This window comes from Candidatus Brocadia sp. (genome assembly GCA_021646415.1).
Taxonomy (GTDB): Bacteria; Planctomycetota; Brocadiia; order Brocadiales; family Brocadiaceae; genus Brocadia.
Genome location: SOEU01000027.1, coordinates 1 through 21,678, shown reverse-complemented (window position 1 = coordinate 21,678; position 21,678 = coordinate 1). Strand labels below are relative to the sequence as shown.

At 43.4% G+C, this 21,678-nt stretch carries 14 protein-coding genes, 1 tRNA gene and 2 riboswitches; of the genes, 9 read left to right on the top strand and 6 right to left on the bottom strand.

Annotated features, from left to right (window positions below):
• Positions 1–7 precede the first annotated feature (7 nt).
• The 5 genes from E3K36_15605 (at position 8) to mltG (ending at position 6,960) form a co-directional block, all read left to right on the top strand.
• A complete protein-coding gene (locus E3K36_15605) occupies positions 8–2,221 on the top strand; it encodes a hypothetical protein (protein MCF6156619.1) in 2,214 nt (737 codons plus the stop codon).
• Positions 2,222–2,336: 115 nt separating this feature from the next.
• Positions 2,337–2,414 (top strand) — tRNA-Pro (locus E3K36_15600).
• Between the two features lie 345 nt (positions 2,415–2,759).
• Complete coding sequence (locus E3K36_15595) at positions 2,760–4,475, top strand: peptidase M4 family protein (protein MCF6156618.1); 1,716 nt, start codon at positions 2,760–2,762, stop codon at positions 4,473–4,475.
• 243 nt (positions 4,476–4,718) lie between these two features.
• Positions 4,719–5,843: a calcium/proton exchanger gene (gene cax / locus E3K36_15590; protein MCF6156617.1), complete on the top strand. Its 1,125-nt coding sequence runs from the start codon at positions 4,719–4,721 to the stop codon at positions 5,841–5,843.
• Between the two features lie 334 nt (positions 5,844–6,177).
• On the top strand, positions 6,178–6,960 hold the full coding sequence (mltG, locus tag E3K36_15585) for an endolytic transglycosylase MltG (protein ID MCF6156616.1): 783 nt from the start codon (positions 6,178–6,180) through the stop codon (positions 6,958–6,960).
• Positions 6,961–7,187: 227 nt separating this feature from the next.
• Here mltG and E3K36_15580 read toward each other — a convergent pair whose 3' ends face one another.
• From E3K36_15580 to E3K36_15565, 4 genes are all read right to left on the bottom strand, one after another.
• Entirely contained in the window at positions 7,188–10,253 is a 3,066-nt protein-coding gene (locus tag E3K36_15580) for a hypothetical protein (GenBank protein MCF6156615.1), read from the bottom strand.
• A gap of 75 nt (positions 10,254–10,328) precedes the next feature.
• Positions 10,329–10,464, bottom strand: a riboswitch (cyclic di-GMP riboswitch).
• Between the two features lie 510 nt (positions 10,465–10,974).
• Positions 10,975–11,367 carry a glycine cleavage system protein GcvH gene (gene gcvH / locus E3K36_15575; GenBank protein ID MCF6156614.1) on the bottom strand — a complete coding sequence of 131 codons (393 nt, stop codon included), beginning with the start codon at positions 11,365–11,367 and terminating at the stop codon, positions 10,975–10,977.
• Between the two features lie 316 nt (positions 11,368–11,683).
• Positions 11,684–12,778: a glycine cleavage system aminomethyltransferase GcvT gene (gene gcvT, locus E3K36_15570; GenBank protein MCF6156613.1), complete on the bottom strand. Its 1,095-nt coding sequence runs from the start codon at positions 12,776–12,778 to the stop codon at positions 11,684–11,686.
• A gap of 12 nt (positions 12,779–12,790) precedes the next feature.
• Positions 12,791–13,165, bottom strand: coding sequence for a hypothetical protein (locus E3K36_15565; protein MCF6156612.1), 375 nt, complete (start codon positions 13,163–13,165; stop codon positions 12,791–12,793).
• 300 nt (positions 13,166–13,465) lie between these two features.
• On the opposite strand from E3K36_15565, the gene E3K36_15560 reads away from it, so the two are divergent.
• Entirely contained in the window at positions 13,466–13,978 is a 513-nt protein-coding gene (locus E3K36_15560; protein MCF6156611.1) for a hypothetical protein, read from the top strand.
• A gap of 34 nt (positions 13,979–14,012) precedes the next feature.
• Positions 14,013–14,561, top strand: a complete 549-nt coding sequence (locus tag E3K36_15555) for a rubrerythrin family protein (protein MCF6156610.1) — start codon at positions 14,013–14,015, stop codon at positions 14,559–14,561.
• A gap of 175 nt (positions 14,562–14,736) precedes the next feature.
• On the opposite strand, the gene E3K36_15550 is transcribed toward E3K36_15555, so the two are convergent.
• Complete coding sequence (locus E3K36_15550; GenBank protein MCF6156609.1) at positions 14,737–16,017, bottom strand: tetratricopeptide repeat protein; 1,281 nt, start codon at positions 16,015–16,017, stop codon at positions 14,737–14,739.
• A gap of 30 nt (positions 16,018–16,047) precedes the next feature.
• Positions 16,048–17,112, bottom strand: coding sequence for a hypothetical protein (locus E3K36_15545; protein ID MCF6156608.1), 1,065 nt, complete (start codon positions 17,110–17,112; stop codon positions 16,048–16,050).
• A gap of 255 nt (positions 17,113–17,367) precedes the next feature.
• On the opposite strand from E3K36_15545, the gene amrB reads away from it, so the two are divergent.
• Positions 17,368–18,222: an AmmeMemoRadiSam system protein B gene (gene amrB, locus E3K36_15540; protein ID MCF6156607.1), complete on the top strand. Its 855-nt coding sequence runs from the start codon at positions 17,368–17,370 to the stop codon at positions 18,220–18,222.
• A gap of 130 nt (positions 18,223–18,352) precedes the next feature.
• On the top strand, positions 18,353–21,043 hold the full coding sequence (locus tag E3K36_15535) for a formate dehydrogenase subunit alpha (protein MCF6156606.1): 2,691 nt from the start codon (positions 18,353–18,355) through the stop codon (positions 21,041–21,043).
• A gap of 199 nt (positions 21,044–21,242) precedes the next feature.
• Positions 21,243–21,347: riboswitch (cyclic di-GMP riboswitch) on the top strand.
• Positions 21,348–21,678 lie beyond the last annotated feature (331 nt).

Below are 21,678 nucleotides of genomic sequence, written 5' to 3'. Positions count from 1 at the left end.
ATTTTGGTTGCAATTATGCTGCGCTGTGGTGTTTTTCATTGTCATCCTCTCCTCTTTTACCTATGGTACGGCAACGAACACATGGACGCAATCGACAGAATCTGACTTCAGTAAAGGTACTGCCCAAAATGTATCTATTAATAATAAGGGTGAAATACGGCTTTCTCCAAATGTAGAAGCGATAACGGGAATCAAAGGCGCATTTGTCTGGTCGATGGCATCTGACATGCAAAATCGGGTATTCGTTGGTACGGGTGATCCAGGAACTGTTTATCTTATTAAGAATGGTTTAGAAGCCGTGGAACTCTTCAAATCACCTGAATTATATATCCAGAGCCTTGCCGCTGATAAATACGGCAATCTTTATGCGGGAACTGCGCCAAGGGGTATTATTTACAAAATAAACAACAAAGGTGAGACTGCTATATTCTGCAGCCTGCCTGTTCCCTATATTTGGGACCTGGCCGTAGACAATAATTCCAACCTCTTTGCAGCGACGGGGAATGATGGCATCCTGTTTAAGATATCCCCGGATGGTATTCCGGACGTGTTTTTTGATTCCCCGGAGACAAATCTCTTAGATATACTTCTCGACCGGTATGATAATATATATATTGGCACAGAGCCGGATGGGCTAATATATAAGATTTCTCCGTCAGGTCAAGCACAAGTAATTTACGATGCAAGTGAAGGTGAAATTCATTGTCTCGCGATGGATTCCATGGGTAATATTTATGCCGGAACGGCTTCTGGCGCGCCGGTACAAGTGCCTGTGGCTCCCCCTCCACAGCCTCCTTTACAAATGGGGGTCGTTACATCTATCTTCAAGGAAGGAAAGTCCTGGGATTTGGATCTCCCGGAAGAATTACCTATGGCACAAGCTACGTACCTTCAACAGCAAAAGGCGGTACCAAAAGGGATTGAGGCACCACCAAGAGGTACAGGCCTTCCAACTGTGCCAAACTATATTTATAAGATCACCCGGGAGGGACTCGTCCAAAAAATATTGGAGACCAGTCAGGCATTTATCCTGGATATTTCTTTAGATGCGCAAGATAACCTGTATGTAGTCACGGGAAATACGTCGGGTGTGTATAAAGTATCCGGGGATGAAATTTCAAGCAGCCTGGTAAAAGTAGAAGAGGTACAGGTGCTTTGTTGTCTCAGTACAAACAATAACGAACTCTATTTTGGCACGGGCAATCTTGGAAATGTCTATAAGATCTCACCATCTTTTATAGAAGAAGGCCTTTTTATATCTAACGTACTTGATACCACGGTATTGTCGAATTGGGGTTGTATATATTGGATAGACACACAGCCGGAGGGCACGAAAGTCATCCTGGCTACCCGTTCAGGAAACTGTGAAAAACCTGACATTACGTGGAGTGGTTGGTCAATTCCTTACACATCGGCAGGGGAAAGAATAACAAGTCCCCCCGCACGTTTTATACAATATAAAGCCACCTTACAAACAGCGAATCACGATTCGACCCCGGTATTAAATACCGTATCGCTGTCATACCTTCCGAAAAACCGTCCCCCCCGGATAGTTAATTTCGTCGTAGAAAAAGAAGTATCGCCGGCACAAAAGCCCCCGGAAGGAAAACCGGACAGTAAGGTAGAATCCAAACCCCAGGCGGCTGTTAGCCAAAGACCGCACCATCAAATGGCACAAAAAAATATCCACTGGGAGGTAGAAGACCCGAACAATGATACCCTTCAGGTGACCATTTGTTATAAAGGTATAGAGGAAAAGGCGTGGAAGATTATCGATAAGAATACGCAAAAAAAGGGTTCTTATCCCTGGGATACCTTGCGGTTGCCTGATGGGAAATATCAGGTAAGACTGACGGCAAGTGATGAACCCGACAATCCCCCTGAGACTGCTTTCAGTGCCGAAGACACAATACAACCCATAGCGATTGATAATTCAAGGCCAAGCATCAGGTCTTTAGCCGCTGCGGCAGGTACAGATGGAAGGTATGTCATTTCTGGCACTGCAAAAGACGAACACAGCAACATCGTAAAGGTTCAATATACCCTCGATGGACAGGAGTGGATCTCTGCTTATCCTGTGGATGGGGTCTTCGATAGTCTTGAGGAATCCTTCCAAATAGTCACGAGGTCTCTTACGACCGGCGATTATACCCTTGTTGTCAATGCATTTGATAGTGAGGGAAACATTGGAATCGAGAAGGTGATGATTGAAGTGAAATAAATGAGGACGCAAATTCTCTCTTTGTACACAGATGAAGAATTTTATTTACTTTAGATTTTTCTTTGTGCCCGTTGTGTCTTTGTGGTAAAGTGTGGTAAACTATTGTAAAAAAATACGGGGCGTGGCTCAGTTTGGCTAGAGCGCGACGTTCGGGACGTCGAGGTCGCTGGTTCGAATCCAGTCGCCCCGACCAACTTTACGAAAATAGGGGTTGTTCTCTTTTGTTTTTCCTTTGAATTAAGGGAATTCTTGTGATTAAGAATTGGTTAAGGGATCGGCTCATCGTTTTCAAAATTTCTGGTAGGTTCAGGAACTGGAAAAACATAAATGCACCTCGCACCTTAGGAATCAAAAATCAAAGATGAAAAATAAAAATTACACATCAAAATGTAAAAATTATTTCTTATCTTTTACATACATACTATGCAATCTGTGTTAATTAGCTCATAGCACTACCCACCCTTTTAGCGATTCATCAACAAGCTTAATTCCTGTAAATTTCAATGACAAAATTCATTCACACTATGGAGATCTAAATATGAAAAATTTAGCGATATGTAGTGTTGTTTTTTTTGCAATTTTCAGCCATTTCATTGTAATGGCCGGAGATATTCCTACCACAGCAAATGAAGATCAGAAGGCTGCAATTTCAGAAATAGAAAAGACATCTTCAAAAGAGGTAATTGTGAAATGGGATGAGAGAAGAGGCGTTGCTAAATTTATTTCGGGGCAGCTTACCGCGCCGTCTGACAAATCTAAGACAGACTTGTCGTTAGATTTCATTAAGCGGAACAAGGCATTATTTGGTATAGAAAACCCGGATAAAGAATTAGAACTGGACAATACCAATGCCGCATCAATGGGGCGCTTTGTTAACTTCAGGCAGAAAAAAGACGGACTGGATGTTATAGGCGGCAAGATTACGGTACGAATAGAAAATGGGATGATAACTACGGTTGCAAACTACTTTGAGCCAAATATCACTGTTAAAACCACGCCCACGATTTCCCATGAAGAAGCAACGGCTATCGCCAGACGCGAGATAAATTCACAAAACCAGATCGACAATGTCAGCTTGGTCATCTTTCGCTGGGAAGGAGCATGCTACCTTAGCTATAGGATAGATTTTCAGTTTAATCCCGGGCCAGAGCCGTCAAGATATCGGGTATATGTTAATGCGCATGACGGTACAATCGTTCTTATTGAAAACAGGGTCATGTACGAGGGTTCTGCTACCGGATCAGGTATTGGTCTGGATGGTAATTTAAAGAGTTTTGACACCTATGAGAAAGGAGGCACCTTCTACCTTGGAAACGCTCCTCTCGTCAAAAAGACCAACATAACGATAAAGACTTATACAGCCAACGGCACCGACTCCCTCCCGGGGAACATAATGAAGGATTCAAATAACTCCTGGGATGATCCGGCAGGTGTGGATGCCCATTTTTACGGAAACTATGTCTTTGATTTCTATAAAAACAACTTCAGCGACTTTTCCTGGTATGTTGGAAGTCCATTTGATACCTCGCATGGCCTTATATCGACCATTCATTACGATGATAATCCCAATGATGGAAAGGGCTTAGATAATGCCTACTGGAATGGATCTCAGATGCTGTACGGTGATGGCGGAGACATATTTTTCCCATTGTCAGGGTCAGTGGATGTAGTTGCCCACGAAATCACCCATGGTGTTACTGATTCTATCAACAACCTCGTTTACAGTCAGGAGTCCGGGGCGCTGAATGAATCATGGTCGGATGTTATGGCAATGTTTGCGTCCTACGATTACGGAGACGACCGTCCTTATTGGATTGGAGAAGATGTTATGAAGATTGCCAGGACCCCTGGTAAAGAGGCATACTACACACTTAGAAGAATGGATGATCCCTCCTTCAGAACCGATAGCTACCCGGAAAACGACTATAACCCTGAAGACCCCAGGAATAGTTGGGGGCAACCAGAACATACCTCCGAACAGTACCTTGCAGCAAGCAGACCCTGGACTGATTATGGGGGGGTACATATAAACTCTGGTATTCCCAATAAAGCGGCTTATCTGATTACTACAAACGCGAATGTTGGCGCCGAGAAGGCAAAACAGATATATTATAATGCCATGTTTTACCTTTCCTCCAATTCTCAATTTGTCGATGCCCGGGACGCAATAGAACAGGCTACCATAGATCTGTATGGCAGTGGAAAAGAGCTCAGTGCCGTCCGGGCTGCCTTCGATGCTGTTGGTATCCGGTAAATCTTCTTCAGAGCGTCGAACCTACACATAAACTAAAGGATAAACCATTAAAAAAGCCAGCGTTCTCCGGTTAGGAAATTGCGTAGTACAGGTATTCAGAAAAAGTAGAAAAAAATACTGTTTTGGGGGGATATTTTTTGAAAGATTGGCAAAAGACGTTCTGAAAATTTTTCATTTATAATGAATCGGCTTTGCCGCTTTGTGCCCTTTTTGAAGAAGGGGTAATTTTGATACAGTAGTACTATACTATCAAATTACCGTTTAACATTGATTTTTTTTAAAGAGTTTAAAAACGCAAGGATCATATCATTGTTCCCCAAATTCAGCTTCTGGCATTATCTTCTGCTGCTTATACCTGTCACCATTATTGCCCATAATTATCAATTTCCTGCAGTCATTACCTTTATCTTGGCTGCAGCCGTCCTGGTGCCACTAGCCCACTTCCTGGGAGAGGCAACGGAGGTAATTTCCGAAAAGACCGGTGAACATCTTTCTGGCATTATCAACGCCACCTTTGGTAATGCAGCAGAGTTGGTCATTGCAATCCTTGCCATTAAAAGCGGTTTAATCGATATTGTGAAATATTCTTTGATTGGCTCAATTATCGGTAATATCCTGCTCATTCTGGGGTTAAGTCTCTTCATTGGTGGCGTAAAATTCGGTGAATTGAGGCTGAGTCCCATCATTACCGGGACAACGACTATCCACCTCTCCATGGCTGCCATGTGTTTTGTGGTACCTTCTATCTTTGCAAGAGAGGACTCGATATTAGCCCTCCACAAGTATAGCATTGGCATTGCCGTGGTTCTGCTCATGGTCTACTTTGTAGGGGTATTTTATACCATGGTAAATCGTGAAAACAAAGAGGCGTCACAAGTCATTCATGAGGCCATCGAGGCTACGGCACCTCCATGGAGTATGACAAAGAGTCTGGTTATCCTGATTTTAGCGACGGGTGGACTTGTCTATATGTCTGAGATATTGGTACATCAGATAGAACCTCTTGTGGAATCTACCCATATCCCGCCTGCCTTTGTTGGTTTGATCATCCTGCCGCTTGTCGGTAACGTTGCGGAACATTCAGTTGCTGTTGGTACCGCTCTAAAGAACAAGATCAACCTGAGCCTGGCCATTGCAGCAGAAAGCAGCGTGCAGATTGCCCTCTTCGTTTCACCCGTCTGTGTCCTTATCGCAGGCCTCTTCGGTCAAAATTTTAACCTGATTTTTAACAAGATCGAGTTGATTACCCTCGCTATGTCCATCGGCGGCACCTGGCTCGTCGTCCATGACAACAAGAGCAACTGGTGGGAGGGCTTTTCCCTGTTATCCTTCTATCTTATCATCGCCATCACCGCGTATTTTTTATAGACCAAAACCACTATTCCGCCTCGGGGTTTGCAGATTTTGGTAATTTCCTTTAAGGCAGAATTTGATTGCCAACCCATGGATGGTGGCGATTCCTTGCCCTACGCCAAGAAGCTCAATACTCAACTCGTGGTCAACTGCTGCATCAGTTGGAGTTGTGCATGGACGGCGAACCCACATGATACTGCCTGTCAAGAATTGAAGCCGGGAAAAGCGAGCTTCCAGTGTCTGCCCGCCTAAAATTGGCCGGATGGATCTGTTTGTTTTATCTTTTGGTAGCCTGATATACTGTTGTTATAATGGGCTGTGAGGAAAAAGATAAGAAATCTTTAACCGAATGAACCTGCAGGAAATTTCGTCCAAACTAAGCGACAGGGGCGTGATAAAAAGCAGGTGGGCGTTCGCTTTCTTTGTAAAGTTTTTAAATAAAACCAGGGAGATAAAATACGGGGATTATATTTTTAACGAGCCTGTATCGGTCTTCGGGATTATCAGCCGAATGGTAAGAGGGGAATTTGGCGTTAAGTTAGTTAAGATTAGGGTGCCGGAAGGATCGGATAACAGAGACATCGCCGAAATTTTTAGCGGTTTTGAAAATTTTAACAAGGCAGAGTTTCTTGATAAAGCAAAAAATCATGAGGGATATCTTTTCCCGGATACTTATCTTATTCCATCTACTGCTGAAACAGATGAAATTATCGAGGCGATGAGAGATAATTTTAATGCCAAAATCGGCAAAGTCGATCATGAAATTGTGACGATGGCCTCATTGATAGAAAAAGAATCGTCGCAAGGAAAAGAAAGGAAAATAATATCCGGCATCTTGTGGAAAAGGCTAAAAATAGGCATGCCACTGCAAGTTGATGCCGTTTTTCCTTATCTTACACGGAGAGAAAAAATTTTTCTTGCTGATTTAAAAATTAATTCCCCTTATAACACATATTTGCATAAAGGCCTGCCGCCGGGGCCAATAGCCAACCCGGGACCAAATGCCATAGATGCCGCCCTGCATCCCCAAAAATCGCCTTACCTTTATTATCTCCATGATAAAAGCGGCCGAATCCATTTTGCCAAAACTTATAAGGAACATTTCAAAAACAAGGAAAAATATCTGAAATAGAGCCAAAAAGTACCTTCCAAATTTACCATTACATTATTAAGGTGTATTTCAATAAGAAATCATACTGTTAAATCAAGTAACGATATGGTGCAATCTTGCAGATTGCACCATATCGTTGAACTCTCCAGTGTAGAGACAGATTTCAAACCTGTCTTTACAGTGTATCTTTGCTAAAGCGTTTTTGGCTCAATCGAGGACGATATTAGCATGCAACCTTAAGCGAGCAATTAAGGGAAATAGCGTCCTCCCGTATAGAGGTAACCAGTGCTCCCGTATCCACCCCATACAATCATCTCCGTACCTGTCCATACCGCTGTATGCTCATATCGGGCAGCAGGGGCACTTGCTGTGGTGGTAGCAGACCACGTATTTGCTGGGTTATAGCGTCCTCCCGTATTGAGATAACCAGTACTACCTCTTCCACCCCATACAATCATTACGCTACCTGTCCATACCGCTGTATGGCCATATCGGGCAGTGGGGGCGCCTGTTTGGTTGGTAGCAGACCACGTGTTTGCCGCCGGGTTGTAGCGTCCTCCCGTATTGAGGTAACCAGTACCGCCGTGTCCACCCCATACAATCATTACGGTACCTGTCCACACCGCTGTATGTTTATATCGTGCAGTAGGGGCGCCCGTTGGGTTTGTAGGAAGCCACGAGTTTGCCGCTGGATCGTAACGCCCTCCCGTCTTGAGATAACCAGTACTACTGCCGGATCCACCCCATACAATCATCCGAGTACCTGTCCATACCGCTGTATGTTCATATCGGCCAGTAGGGGCGCCCGTTGTGTTCGTAGGAAGCCACGAGTTTACCGCTGGATCGTAACGCCCTCCCGTATTGAGGTAACCAGTACTACCGACTCCACCCCATACAATCATCCGCGTACCTGTCCATACTGCTGTATGGCCATATCGTGCAGTGGGGGCACCAGTCTTGTTGGTAACAGCTACCCAATTATTGGTTAATGGGTTATAATGAGCCCCGGTTATTGAAGGACCGTAAACGTCTTCACCTCCCCATATAATCATCCGGGTACCTGTCCATACCGCTGTATGGTCATATCTGGCACTGGGTGCGTTTGTAGTGTTTGTAAACCTCCAGGCATTTAACGCTGGATCGTAGCGTCCCCCCGTATTGAGGTTATAAGGGTAGCTAGAACTGTATCCACCCCATACAATCATCTCCGTACCTATCCATACCGCTGTATGAGAATCTCGGGCAGTGGGGGCGCTCCGTTTACCCATGCTTGTAGCTACCCACGAGTCTATATCAGGATCGTAGCGTCCTCCCGTATTGAAGTCATCACCACTATACGAATCCCATCCACCCCATACAATCATCTCCGTATCTGTCCATACCGCTGTATGGGAATGTCGGGCAGTAGGGACGCCCGTTGTGTTTGTGGCAGACCACGTATTTGTCGATGGATCGTAGCGTCCTCCCGTATTGAGGGAATAATAACCGTAATCTTCACCACCCCATACAATCATTACGGTACCTGTCCATACCGCTGTATGCTCATCTCGTACAGTAGGGGCGCCCGTTGTAGTGGTAGTATACCACGTATTTGTCGATGGATCGTAGCGTCCTCCCGTATTGACGCAACTATAACTATTAGTATCAATTCCACCCCATACAATCATCTCCGTACCTGTCCATACCGCTGTATGGAAAGATCGGGCAGTAGGGACGCCCGTTGTGTTTGTGGCAGACCATGTATTTGTCGATGGATCGTAGCGCCCTCCCGTATTGAGGTCACCGGTACTACTACCAAATCCACCCCATACAATCATCTCCGTACCGGTCCATACCGCTGTATGGAAAGATCGGGCAGTAGGGACGCCCGTTGTGTTTGTGGCAGACCACGTATTTGTCGATGGGTTGTAGCGTCCTCCCGTATTGAAGTCATCACCACTATCCCAATTCCATCCACCCCATACAATCATCTCCGTACCGGTCCATACCGCTGTGTGGGAACGTCGGGCAGTAGGGGCACCCGTTGTGTTTGTGGCAGACCACGTATTTGTCGCCGGGTTGTAGCGTCCTCCCGTATTGAGGCCATCGCCACCACCCCATACAATCATCTCCATACCTGTCCATACCGCTGTATGGAAAGATCGGGCAGTAGGGGCGCCCGTTGTGGTTGTAGCAAACCATGTATTTGTCGCCGGATTGTAGCGTCCTCCCCTATCGCCACCACCCCATACAATCATCTCCGTACCGGTCCATACCGCTGTATGCCAATATCGGGCAGTAGGGGCAGGCGCACCTGCATCCGTTGCTGACCAGGTGTTGCTCGGCGCAAGGGGGACAAGGGCTGTCGTGGTAATTTCAGGCAAGTTATAGGCATAGTTTTCTCCTTCTATTTCTGCGGTAAACTGTTCCTCTGCCTCTGACCACCACGTATCAAACCCTACCTTCTGCCACTCCACTACTGCTATTCTCACCCGATCTGCCCCATTCTTCAATACTCCTACTACATAAAATCCCTCCTCATCCTCCTGTAACTTACTTAACCGCCTCATCGGCAATTTCATCACATCCGGTCCCTTCACATCGACCGTTTGAGCGGAGCGGTCGCCGGCAACTCGCCTCAGCGGCAATTTCATCGCATCCCGTCCCTTTGCCCCAAATGCACCGGCAAGACGACCTATCTCCTCTGCCCATTCCTTTTCAGAAAGTTCCAGCACATCTTTCTTTTCTGCCGTTTTACCCTCATGAGACTTCCCTTTCCTCAATTCCACTTCCCGGTACTCTCCATCCATCCCCTTCATATCCCCTACCTTATCATGCAGTTTCAGTTCCCTCATCACCCGTTTCTTTAATTTCCCATGAAAACGTTCATCAAAGTCATACCATTCCTGGATCTGCCTCTCTACAAGTAAGGGTCTGGCCAGGCATTCCGCTATCAGATGAGGGTCATTACCCAGCGCCTGCCAGAGTTCTCGCAGCATATCAGGATTCCTCGTAGTTTCAGCCATACGCTGAAGCTCTGCCTGGAGTTGGTACCCCCTGACGGGACGCTTCCAGATTACTTCCAGGGCCCTGGACATCTTTACGGTCTTCTCTACCTTCTTTCTCAATTCCTCTTCTGACATGACCTCTTTAAGCTGAGGTTTTGGAGATGGATTTTCCTTTGGCCATAGGGTATGGCTCCAGTAAACCTCTTCAATGGCCCGCTGACATGCCATCCTCTCTTCAATACTTAGTCCCCATGCCTTTGCCCATCCCGCTTGTCCGACTAAGAACATAACCCCCAAAAGACTTATTATCCACCACTTTAACTTCATTTTGCTTCCTCCTTAAAAATTAAATGGCATTTAAAAACAAAAAAGCCTTACTGCAAAGATATTTATCTAAACATCTTCGGCAGTAAGGCTATCTTTTGGAGACTACTTCCTTATTGTCTTATGAATTTACTTTATCGACGTACTTCCCTGTACGCCTAAAGACCCTTTACTTTTGCGTCCCCCAATCGCTCAGGGTTTGCCTTTATCGTAATGTATTTTGAATATTGCGCAAATAAAACGCCAGAATAAAGATCAGATAAAAGAATTTATAGAAATAAATCATTAAGCTTTAGATTTTAATCACTCATGATCACACTACAATAGAAATATATAGTAATGAGTATATTCAGGCAAGGCATAAAAAGTGTGACATGGCACATAAGTGTAACGTCACACAAGTGTGCCATGACACATTTTATAGTAGAGGTAAGTGTGCTTATCCCAGTGGCAACGTTAAATAGATTACGAAGCCCGTATTGTAAAGCGTGCGTGGTAATGCTAGAAACGAATAATGTTATCGATAAACAAAGCGGGCAAAGTTAACATAGCCACCTGATGATAATTAAAAACCCCTGTACGTCCTTCTGCTATTTTGTTTCGGTGAGGGGACTCACCGAAAACATCTAAAACATCGAAATCCCTTGCATCAAGCCAGGGCTTTGGCAATTTATACAATCAGGATATTTGACCGTAAGGCGTATTGCAATACGCCCCTACACATTTAATGTTCAGATTCACTAATAGCTCGATACTGGACGGGGCTTAAGAGATTGTTGAATTCGTTTGGGTTGGATATTTCGATGTGTAAAAACCACCCCTCACCGTAAGGATCTTTATTCACCAGTTCCGGTTTTTCCTGAATCTTTTGGTTGGTTTTAGTAACTTTTCCCGATAACGGGGCATAAATATCGTAGGCGGCCTTTACGGATTCCACCACTGCACAGGCGGCGCCTGCCGTTACTACCTTGCCTATCGAAGGCAATTCGACAAAGACGATATCCTTTAGTTGCTGCTGCGCATGGTCGGTGATGCCCATGATCACTTCTTTTTGGTTTATTTTTTTCACCCATTCATGCGTCTTTGTGTAAAGGAGTTCTTCTGGTATAGTCGTCATATACAGTATCCTGGAAAAAAATTTTTATAAATTTTTAACAACTTGTATTGTTCATTAAAAATCCAAAATCCGAATATCGGTAACTATTTAGCCAAGTGAAGCTTTGCCCTGTATAAGACCTGATGCTGAAATAAATTCAGCATGACACGGCGCTTTTATTTGTCATTCTGAACTTGTTTTAGAATCTTTTTGTGATTATTTCACTTGGCTAAATAGTTACAAAATCCAAATATCGAAATTCGAAACAATTTCAAGTTTTTTAACAACCCCCTTCGTCCCCCTTTTTTAAGGGGGATTTGGGTGCGGCTTCGTTGCGCTATGTAACTTTTCTTTTATAAAATGGGGTTTTTACGACACATGCATGATAAGGATTATTCCTGATCTGAATTTGTAACTCCTCCCCTATATGGCTGTATTGAGATTTTATAAGGCACAGGCCGATGTTTTTATTGGTGGTAGGGCTAAATGATCCACTGGTAACCTTGCCAATCGTTTCGTTCCCCTTCAGTACGGGATAGCCATGGCGGGGAATCCCTCTGTCAATCATCTCAAATCCGGCCAATTTCCTGTCTATCTCTTTTGCCTTCTGCCTGAGCATTGCTTCTTTCCCAATAAAGTCACCCTTGTCAAATTTCACGGTCCAATCGATGGTGGTTTCTAAAGGGGTTATGGTCTCGTCCATATCATTTCCATACAACAAAAGACACGCCTCCAATCGCAGGGTGTCTCTTGCTCCAAGACCGGCAGGTCTCAAACCATTCTGCCTGTTTTTATCAAGGAGTAGATTCCACAGTTTTTCAATATACTTTGCATCTATAAATATCTCGAAACCATCCTCGCCGGTATATCCTGTTCTTGAGATTATTAGGGGTATATCATCCCATAAAAAATCATCAAAGTAAAACATCTTCAGGGAATCAAATTTCGTTTTGAATGTGTTTTCAAGGATACTTTCTGACTGGGGCCCTTGCAATGCAATGAGAGATATACGATCAGTCAAATCCCTTATTTCTAATGGTTGAAAGGCGACAGCCTGTCTTTGCAGCCATAAGAGGTCTTTTTCTTTATTACCACAATTTACCACCAGCATGAAATGTTCTTTATGCCATTTGTAGACAAGGATGTCGTCAAGAATCCCGCCCTGTTCGTTGCAGATGGGGGTGTATTGAACTTGTTTCTCTGTAAGTTTCCCCGCGTCATTTGTGATAATGTGCTGAATAAATGGAAACGCCTTGTTTCCTAAAACCTCGAATCTCCCCATGTGTGATATATCGAAGAGGCCGGCGTTTTTTCTGACGCAGTGGTGTTCGTTGATGATGGTGTCATATTGGAGGGGCATGAAATAGTCATGAAAGGACACCATCTTTGCATTGAATTTGAGGTGGTTATCATACAGTGGTGTTTTCTTCATGATTGAGAAATGTTATTCTTCATCATCATATTTGTAACCACAGGTAGTTTTAAGATGGAAAAAATAATCATTTTCATTATACGGATAGAGGGAACACATGAGTGGTTTCCGATCGTATACCTTACACAGGGAGAGCCCGTTTTCATCATATTCAAGGTGCTGGCATTTAAAAGATGCATGGCAGCACCGTCCACATCTGAGGCAATTTCCCTGTCGTTTTTTTAATGAGGAATAAATTTCCCGTTTATTGAACACATAATACATCCTTCTCCATGCCTGCAATAAAATCGCGGAACAGAATATATCTATCTTCTGTGCTATTTGATGCATCTTTTGCACAATTTGATTAAGCTTTTTTATTTCGAGCTTATTAATTAACTCAGTCATAGAACTTTACCCTTTTTAATAAGTTAAAAAACCAAAATAATATCCGTATCTCATAACAAATTTATTTAGTTCAGTCAAGATAAATGCCAACAAATTTATCATCATTACAAATAGTTTATAATAATCAGTCATAAAATTTCAAAACAGTTTGCAATTGACTTCAAAATGCTATATGCTATTTGCACAGCATTGCCGAATGCATTTCGAAATTCAAATATCGGGATTCGGAATAAATTCTCATTTCAAACAAAGAAAGAAGATTTTAAAAAATAAAATACTATAGAAGGATAATTGATTATTATGATAGCCAGTAGCATCAAGATATCAAGGTTCCTGAAAATAGGAACCGTCCTGTTCTGTTTTATGTGCCTCTTTTTCGCAACCTACATGGCCTCCAGGTATGAGCATCAGAAAACTGAAACGGAAATTCAAACGTATAAAGTAAAAGAACTCGAAGATAAGATCCGAGAGTTGTCCGCTGCAAATCAAGAGTTATTGCACATTCGCTCTGCATTGGCCCAGGCGAAGGAACGGATGGCGAAAGAAATTGACGCGCTGCGGGAAAAATACCTCGAGTTTGAAGGCTGGGGACATGCAGTTGAAAAAGAAACGTTAAAGGGTGATTTGGCCACAAACCAGGAGTCTGGTGATACTGATGATGTGAAGAAAAAGCTTCCCGATGGCGGTGAGGAAGTCACTTCAAGAGATCTGCCCTTAATGGTGGAAAAGGGGAATTCCACGTTCACACAACCTGATACGATAATGCCCAGTAAACGATTGGAAGGGTCACCTGAGGAATCCAACAGCAAGTAATCATATTTTTTGTATATTAACAAGGAGGTGTTTTATGAAAATGATGACTGAACAGCATCTGATTAATGCATTTGGTGGTGAAAGTCAGGCCCATATGCGCTATCTGCATTTTGCCGATCAGGCAGATAAGGAAAATTTTCCAAACGTGGCTCGATTATTCCGAGCCATTTCTCATGCAGAATATGTCCATGCTGGCGATCATTACCACGAACTCAGTCACCTGGAAGGAGGGTTTGTGGCAAACAGTATGGCGGCCTTTGGACCCGGTGATACGAAAAAGAATTTGAAGCTGGCTATCATGGGAGAGAATTTCGAGATTACCGAAATGTATCCTGTATATATGGAAGTGGCCAAATTTCAAGAGGAAAAGGGGGCGTTGAGGACTTTTACCTGGGCTTACGGTACGGAAAAGATGCATAAAAAGCTCTTTGAAAAGGCAAAGGAATCCGTCGATAAAAATAGCGATGCAGATTTAGGACCGATCCAGGTCTGTAAAATCTGTGGATATACACTGGAAGGAGATGCTCCGGACAACTGTCCACTGTGTAGTGCTACCAAAAAAGATTTTGTTACTTTCAAATGAAACAGCTGTATACGGGGAAACAACTTTCAGAAGAAAATGAGACACCTTCCCTTTGATCCCATTGAGGAGGAAACGTTTATTCCCCATTGTGGGGGAGGATTAAAGTGAGGGTATTTTCATGTTAATACTATACGGTATGATGAAGGAGTCAAAAACACACAGTTTGTTTTCATGGTTATTTTTTTGTCCCCTTTAATTTCTCATACTGGGCAAATGATTTTCTGGCCTCTTCCTTCATACCCATCTTTTCATAAAGCGTCCCAAGAATATTATAGATATCTATCGTTTCAGGATTGATTTCCAGTGCCTTAGAGTATTCATAAATAGCATCATCCAGGGTGCCTTTTTGCTCATAAATACGGGCGAGTACGAGATGGAGGGTTGCATGTTTTGGGTCGATCTCCAGGGCACGTTTCAAGATTTTTACCGCATTGTCTGACATATTTTCTTCGTTATATGCGGTCGCAAGACAGATATACGCTTTAAGATTGTTTTTATTCAAGGATACCGCATTTTCCCATTGTTCAATTGCTTCATCGTGTTGTTTGTTGTAATAGGAAATGAGACCCATCTCAAAATACGTATCCGGTCTTAAGGCAATATTCATTTCTTCAATACTTTTTAACTTGTCTTTTATGGTGACTAACTTTTTAAATGCGGCGTTACTCACGCCCTTGTTTTTGGTTTCAGAGAGAACCAAAGAGGGAATTGACGCCTTTTTTCTTTCCAGGAGAAGCATATCTTCCAGGGACTCTTTCTCTCCCCTAATGAATTCTGTGGATTCTTTAAGAGTCGTTTTCAGGTCGGTATTCTTGTCTTCCAGGATAGAGATTTTTTGTTCCAGTGCAATGATTTTTTGTTCGTGTTCTTCTTTTGACTGGTGTTCTTTGGCTGAAGATTCTTCTTTAATGCGATGTTCTATTTCCGCAACTTGATTTTGATGCTCCTCCATGGAGATATAATCATTCTTGTAAGTTGCCAGTTTTTGTTCGTAGTCGTTTATCTTATCGTCATAGATTGATTTAGGAATATATTCCTCTGTTAATCTTTTTTCATAAGCATCTACGGCATTTTCGTAAATTTTCTTCTGTTTATCGCGGGTAAATTTTAGTGTCTTGATTAATTCATCTTTTTCGGCAAGGAGATTGTTATAGTAAGGTCTTTCTATGAAGAACCAGTAGCAAATGAGGGCAACAACTGAAACACCGAAGGCAATGATCAGAATGACAGAAAGTTGTTTATCTGTTTTAATGAAAACCCTTTTCGGAGCTGCGCCCATTTTTATTTTTTTAAAACGATTGAACAGGTCATTGAAGACTGATTTTGCCTGAAAAAAGCTCCTGTATTTTTTATTCCGAACTGGAGGAAGAACGTTGCTTTCGGAATCCACTCCATCAGGTGGGGTTTTGGTATCAATGTCTTTGTTCGTATTTATATTTATATCTGTTTCAGACATGTTTATTCAATAAAATGATCAGCAAAAATTTTATCCGATGTCAAGTTCTGTTACCGGGGATGTTTCCCGCGTGGCGCTGCTAACGGGCTGTTTTTTGAGTATGAGTTTGTCTGCCTCTTCCTGACTCATCGGAACAACCTCCAGGGTTCTTTGAAGAGTATCATTGTTCACCTGTTTTACTAAAACTTTAGAAGAAGGCAACATGTGCGATTTCCCGTACCTTGCCGTGAGGCGTGCCCCAATGTGAATCATTTCTTCGGTGATTTCGCCGCGCAAAAGGGTAAGAGGTCCCGGCATATCGATCAGGCTTAACAGAAAATCCCCCTCCCTTACAAAGGATTCGATTTTATTATTATCCTCTTCATTCCTGCCAACAATGGCCTTTGTTTGAGCGTTGAGTCTGAAATGCCTTCCTACCTTGAGCAGGTTGACATCATTTACATTGGCATCGCAGGTATTGACCAGGTCCCGCATACGGTGTGCAAATTCAGGGTCGGTGAGCAGGCAGCCTCCGGCAGAACACGGGTAATCTTTGATTTGAAATACATCGGCAAGCTGTATCTGATCTTTCCGGGAACGGCCTCGAATCTGAAGAAGTTGTTCCCTATCTACAATGCCTAACTTCTCGGGGATGGTAGGTTCCATGTGCTTGGCGCATAAGGGTCTCAAGACAAGTCCGGTAAGATTTGCCTCTTGATCGATAATCTTCATGGCTTCTTTTCGCTGGGACATGGGTCTTTGCCCTAACACCTCACCGGTGATAATAAAATCGGCGCCGATTTCCCGCATATACTCTCCTGCAATACGAAAGATATTAATCCGGCAATCGATGCAGGGGTTCATATTCTTTCCATAGCCAAACTTCGGTTTTTTGACCAGTTCCAGAAATCGTTCTGTGGTATTGATGACCTTGATTGGTATCCCAAATTTTTCAGAAACCTTTACGGCCTCAAGTTTGCAGCTACCATGGGAGGTACAGCGACAAAACACGGTCACAAAATTAAGCGCAATCACCTCAATCCCTTGTTGCTGGATAACACGAATAGCAAGGGTGCTATCTAGACCACCTGATAATAATGCTAATGCCTTAGCCAAAATCGAACTCCTTAAGTACAGTAAATTTCAGTTCTGTAAATTATTTTAAAAACTATTTACGGAATTTTAAACGATAATGGATGCGTCTTTCAAATAAAAAATGGAATTTGCACTTAGTAAATGCGAGAACGATTGATAGTTATAAATCAATAGGGAATTCCCTGTGATCTTCATTGAGTAATTATAAATGATCAATTCAAAAGAAGTTTGACTGTTTTATAATGTTATGTTAAATTAGGCTGTTATTCAAGAAGGGTGCTAAAGTTCAAGTGCCAAATAACAAGCAAATTCCAAAGGGAAAATACTGTGGTAAGACAACCGGCAGTGGCGGGCAGTTTTTATAGCGGAGATGCAATCCAGTTAAAGAGTGATATCGAAGATTTTGTAATCAAGGATTGTAAACAACAGGCCGTATTGGGCATCATCTCACCGCATGCCGGATATATGTATTCAGGACGTGTTGCAGGAAGTCTTTATTCAAGGATTATAATACCCGGTACCGTGGTCATATTAGCGCCCAATCATACGGGTTACGGTGTGCCATATTCTATCTGGCCAGGTGGGTCGTGGCGGACACCCTTAGGGGACGTCATGGTTGATGAAGAGGTGGTAAACGAACTGGTTCATGTATGTAAGCTCGTTGAGAAAGACCAGGAGGCCCATCTCTATGAGCATGCTGCTGAGGTGCAGATACCCTTTATTCAATACTTTAATCCCCAGAGTAAAATTGTTGTGATAGTTTTATCTTCCGGGAATATTGCAGACCTTAAAAGTATAGGGAAAAGTCTCTCATTAGTGTTACAGAAATTAAGTCCCGATGCACTTGTGGTAGCCTCTTCTGATATGACGCACCACGAGTCACAGGCATCGGTTAACAGGAAAGACAAGATCGCCATTAATGAAGTTTTGGCACTTCATGAGGATAACTTATACAGCAAAGTACGCGAAATGCGTATTACGATGTGCGGTATTTATCCTGCGATTACCATGCTTGTATGCTCTAAGGACCGTGGGGCAAAAGAGGCTGAACTCGTGCGTTATGAAACCAGCGGTGACATTACAGGCAATTACGATCAGGTTGTAGGTTATGCAGGAATTATGGTATATTAAATAGTATGGATTTTTTATTTTGACGCAGATAAACACAGATCATCAGGATATAAAAAAATAAAAACTGTATTCTGTGTACATCTGAAGAAATTTGTGTCCTGGTTAGAACGAGGAGAATGATAGTATGGTGATGGTTCCAAAAATCAAATTAAATATCGACGGCAAGACTATAGAGGTAAATAAAGGCAAAACAGTCTTGCAGGCAGCCAATTCCATAGGGATTCGTATCCCGACACTTTGCCACGACCCGCGCCTGGAACCTTTTGCGGCGTGTCGCGTTTGTATGGTAGAAGTGGAGAGGGGTAAATCGAGTGCGCTGATCACGTCTTGCAATACGGAGGCTACCGATGGTATGGTAATCCGTACCGATTCAGAGAGAGTATTGAAGACACGCAAGATGGTCTTGGAATTAATCCTTTCTGATCATCCCAAGGATTGCATGACCTGTGAGAAATGCGGCACCTGCGCGTTACAAGACCTTGCTTATGAATATAAGGTAAGAGAAAGCCAGTTCTTTGAAGAACCTGACGGTGGTATTCTAGAAGACGAAAATCCTGCCATTCAACAGGATACCAGCAAGTGCATCCTTTGCGGCCGCTGTGTGCGCATCTGTGCCGAAGTACAACAGGACTACGCTATTGATTTTAAGAATCGTGGATTTGATACAGAAACAGGTTTACCCTTTGGTAAACCGAGGCGCGAGACGACATGTGTGTTGTGTGGCCAGTGTGTGTCGACGTGCCCCGTGGGATCCTTGGTGGAAAAGCAGGCTGTTGGAATGGGGCGGGAGTGGGAATTTAAACAGGTTAAAACTACCTGTGCTTATTGCGGTGTAGGCTGTACGATGTATTTAAACGTTAAAGGAAATCAGGTAGTCAAGGTGACTTCAAAGGCAGGTTCCATTCCTAATGATGGGAATCTGTGCGTGAAAGGGCGATTTGGGTATGACTTTATCCATCACCCTGACCGGCTGAAGCACCCACTCATAAAAAAGAATGGAACGTTTGAAGAAGCAAGCTGGGGCGAGGCCCTTGATTTTATTGCCAGTAAATTGAATGACATAAAAGCCAGATACGGACCAGACACAATAGGGGTCTTTAGTTCTTCGCGATGCACCAATGAGGAAAATTATCTGGCGATGAAATTCGCGCGGGCAGTGATTGGTACGAACAACGTAGACCAGTGTGCCCGGACTTGACACGCACCCTCCGTCGCCGGTCTGGCGATGTCATTCGGTAGCGGTTCAATGACCAATTCCATTAGTGAAATTAAGGATTGCAAACTGATCTTCCTTATCGGTGGCAATCCCACAGAGGCACACCCGATTGTAGGGTTAGAGATGAAAAAGGCGCTCCGCAAGGGATGCACATTTATTGTCGCAGACCCTCGCCAGATCTGGTTTGCCCAGCATGCAAAGTTATATCTTCCTTTGAAACCCGGTACAGACAACTGGTTATTAAATGCAATGGCCCATGTTATTCTTGCGGAAGGTCTTGAAAACAAGGAATTCATACAGACGAGAACTGAAGGTTTTGAAGAATTAAAGGAGTATGTAAAGGATATTACACCCGAAAAAGCTTCAGAATTTACAGGTATTCCTGCGGAAGACATAAGAAAGGCAGCAAGATTGTATGCTCAGTCGGAGAAGTCTGCAATATACTATACACTGGGTATTACCGAGCATGTTTGTGGAACGGACAATGTGAGAAGTATTGCAAATCTTGCCTTGTTAACCGGACACATCGGGAAACCCAGTACCGGGGTTAACCCCATCCGTGGGCAGAACAATGTCCAGGGTGCGACAGACATGTGTACCCCTGATAAATTACCGGGATACCAATTGTTCTCGGATCAAAAAGTCGTAGAAAGATTTGAAAAGGCCTGGGGTGTTACCTTGAACAAAACACCGGGCAATACATCGCCAACCATGTTTGAACGTATGCATAAAGGGGAATTTAAGGCGTTGTATGTCATTGGGGAAGACCCTATTATGAGTGAACCCAATCAGGACTATACCATACATGGACTAAAAAACTTAGAGCTTCTGGTCGTACAGGACATTTTTATGTCAGAGACGGCCAAGTATGCTGATGTTATCCTGCCGGCGGCCAGCTTTGCAGAGAAGGACGGTACCTTTACGAATACAGAACGCCGGGTGCAGCGTGTACGCAAGGCTATTAACCCTATCGGGAATACAAAACCAGATTGGCAGATCATCTGTGAGTTATCTACCCGCATGGGTTATACAATGGATTATCCATCTCCCAAAGAGGTCTGGGACGAAATTGCCAGCCTTGTACCCATGCTTGCAGGCATTAATTATGCAAGGATCGAGCACAACGGTATTCAATGGCCCTGTCCTGATGTGAAACATCCCGGTACCAAATTCCTGCATGAGGGTAAATTTCCACGGGGTCTTGGTAAGTTTTTTGTGTTACCTTACCGTGCCCCTGCCGAGAGTCCGGATAAGGAGTATCCATTATTACTTACCACGGGGCGTACCCTTTATCATTACGGTGCAGGCACTATGACCCGGAGGTCGGCTGGAATTATTCATAAGACAAATGACTGTTTCGTTGAAGTACATCAAACGGATGCCCGGGAACTTGGTATCTTTGATGGTGAATTGGTAAGAGTTGCATCACGCCGCGGTGAGATAACCGCCCGCGCCGAGGTTTCTGACAAGGTGAAAAAGGGTGTCATCTGGATGCCCATGCATTTTGCGGAGGCTGCCGTGAACAAACTGACCATGGACGCATACGACAACATCACTCAGACGCCCGAATACAAGGTCTGCGGGGCAAGGATCGAAAAGATATAGGATTTTCAAGAAAAATGGTGCTGAAAGGCTACTAAGGGAATCAAATCTTTTAGTAGTCTTTTTTGTTTCAAGAATTCTTTTGCAACACCAAAGGCACATCTTCTTCATCGTATACCATTACCCCGGCAAAACCAATCGTTTCTATTTTTGTTTGACATAAAAAACTAATTATGTTTTTATAACTGCTATATGAAAAACATTGCGATAAAGGCAAACCCTGAGTGATCAGGGGACGCAAAGCAAAGGGTCTTTAAAGCCCGAGAAGTAGTCTAAGAAATAGAAAAAAGACAGCCTTACTGCCGAAGATGTTTTTAATGAATGTCTCTGCAGTAAGGCTTTTTTTGTTTAAAGGGACACGAAAGATGCCCATGGCGAGGTTTTAATTATTCATAATTGCATGCTTGCGATGATCGTTTTGTTTGATGGTACGCCATAATGTTATAACATTATCATATAACTCCTCCTTTTAATAATGCAATGAAAGGAGGAGTTATATATAAGTTGCGTTGAAACAGTTTAGTTTTTTGAAAGATGAGTTGTGCTTTTTAAGTCCCTATAGGGACGTGAGGCAATAGGCAGGCAATTTATTGCCTGTATTTTTATCAAAGAGAAATACAGTCCCGTAGGGACGATTG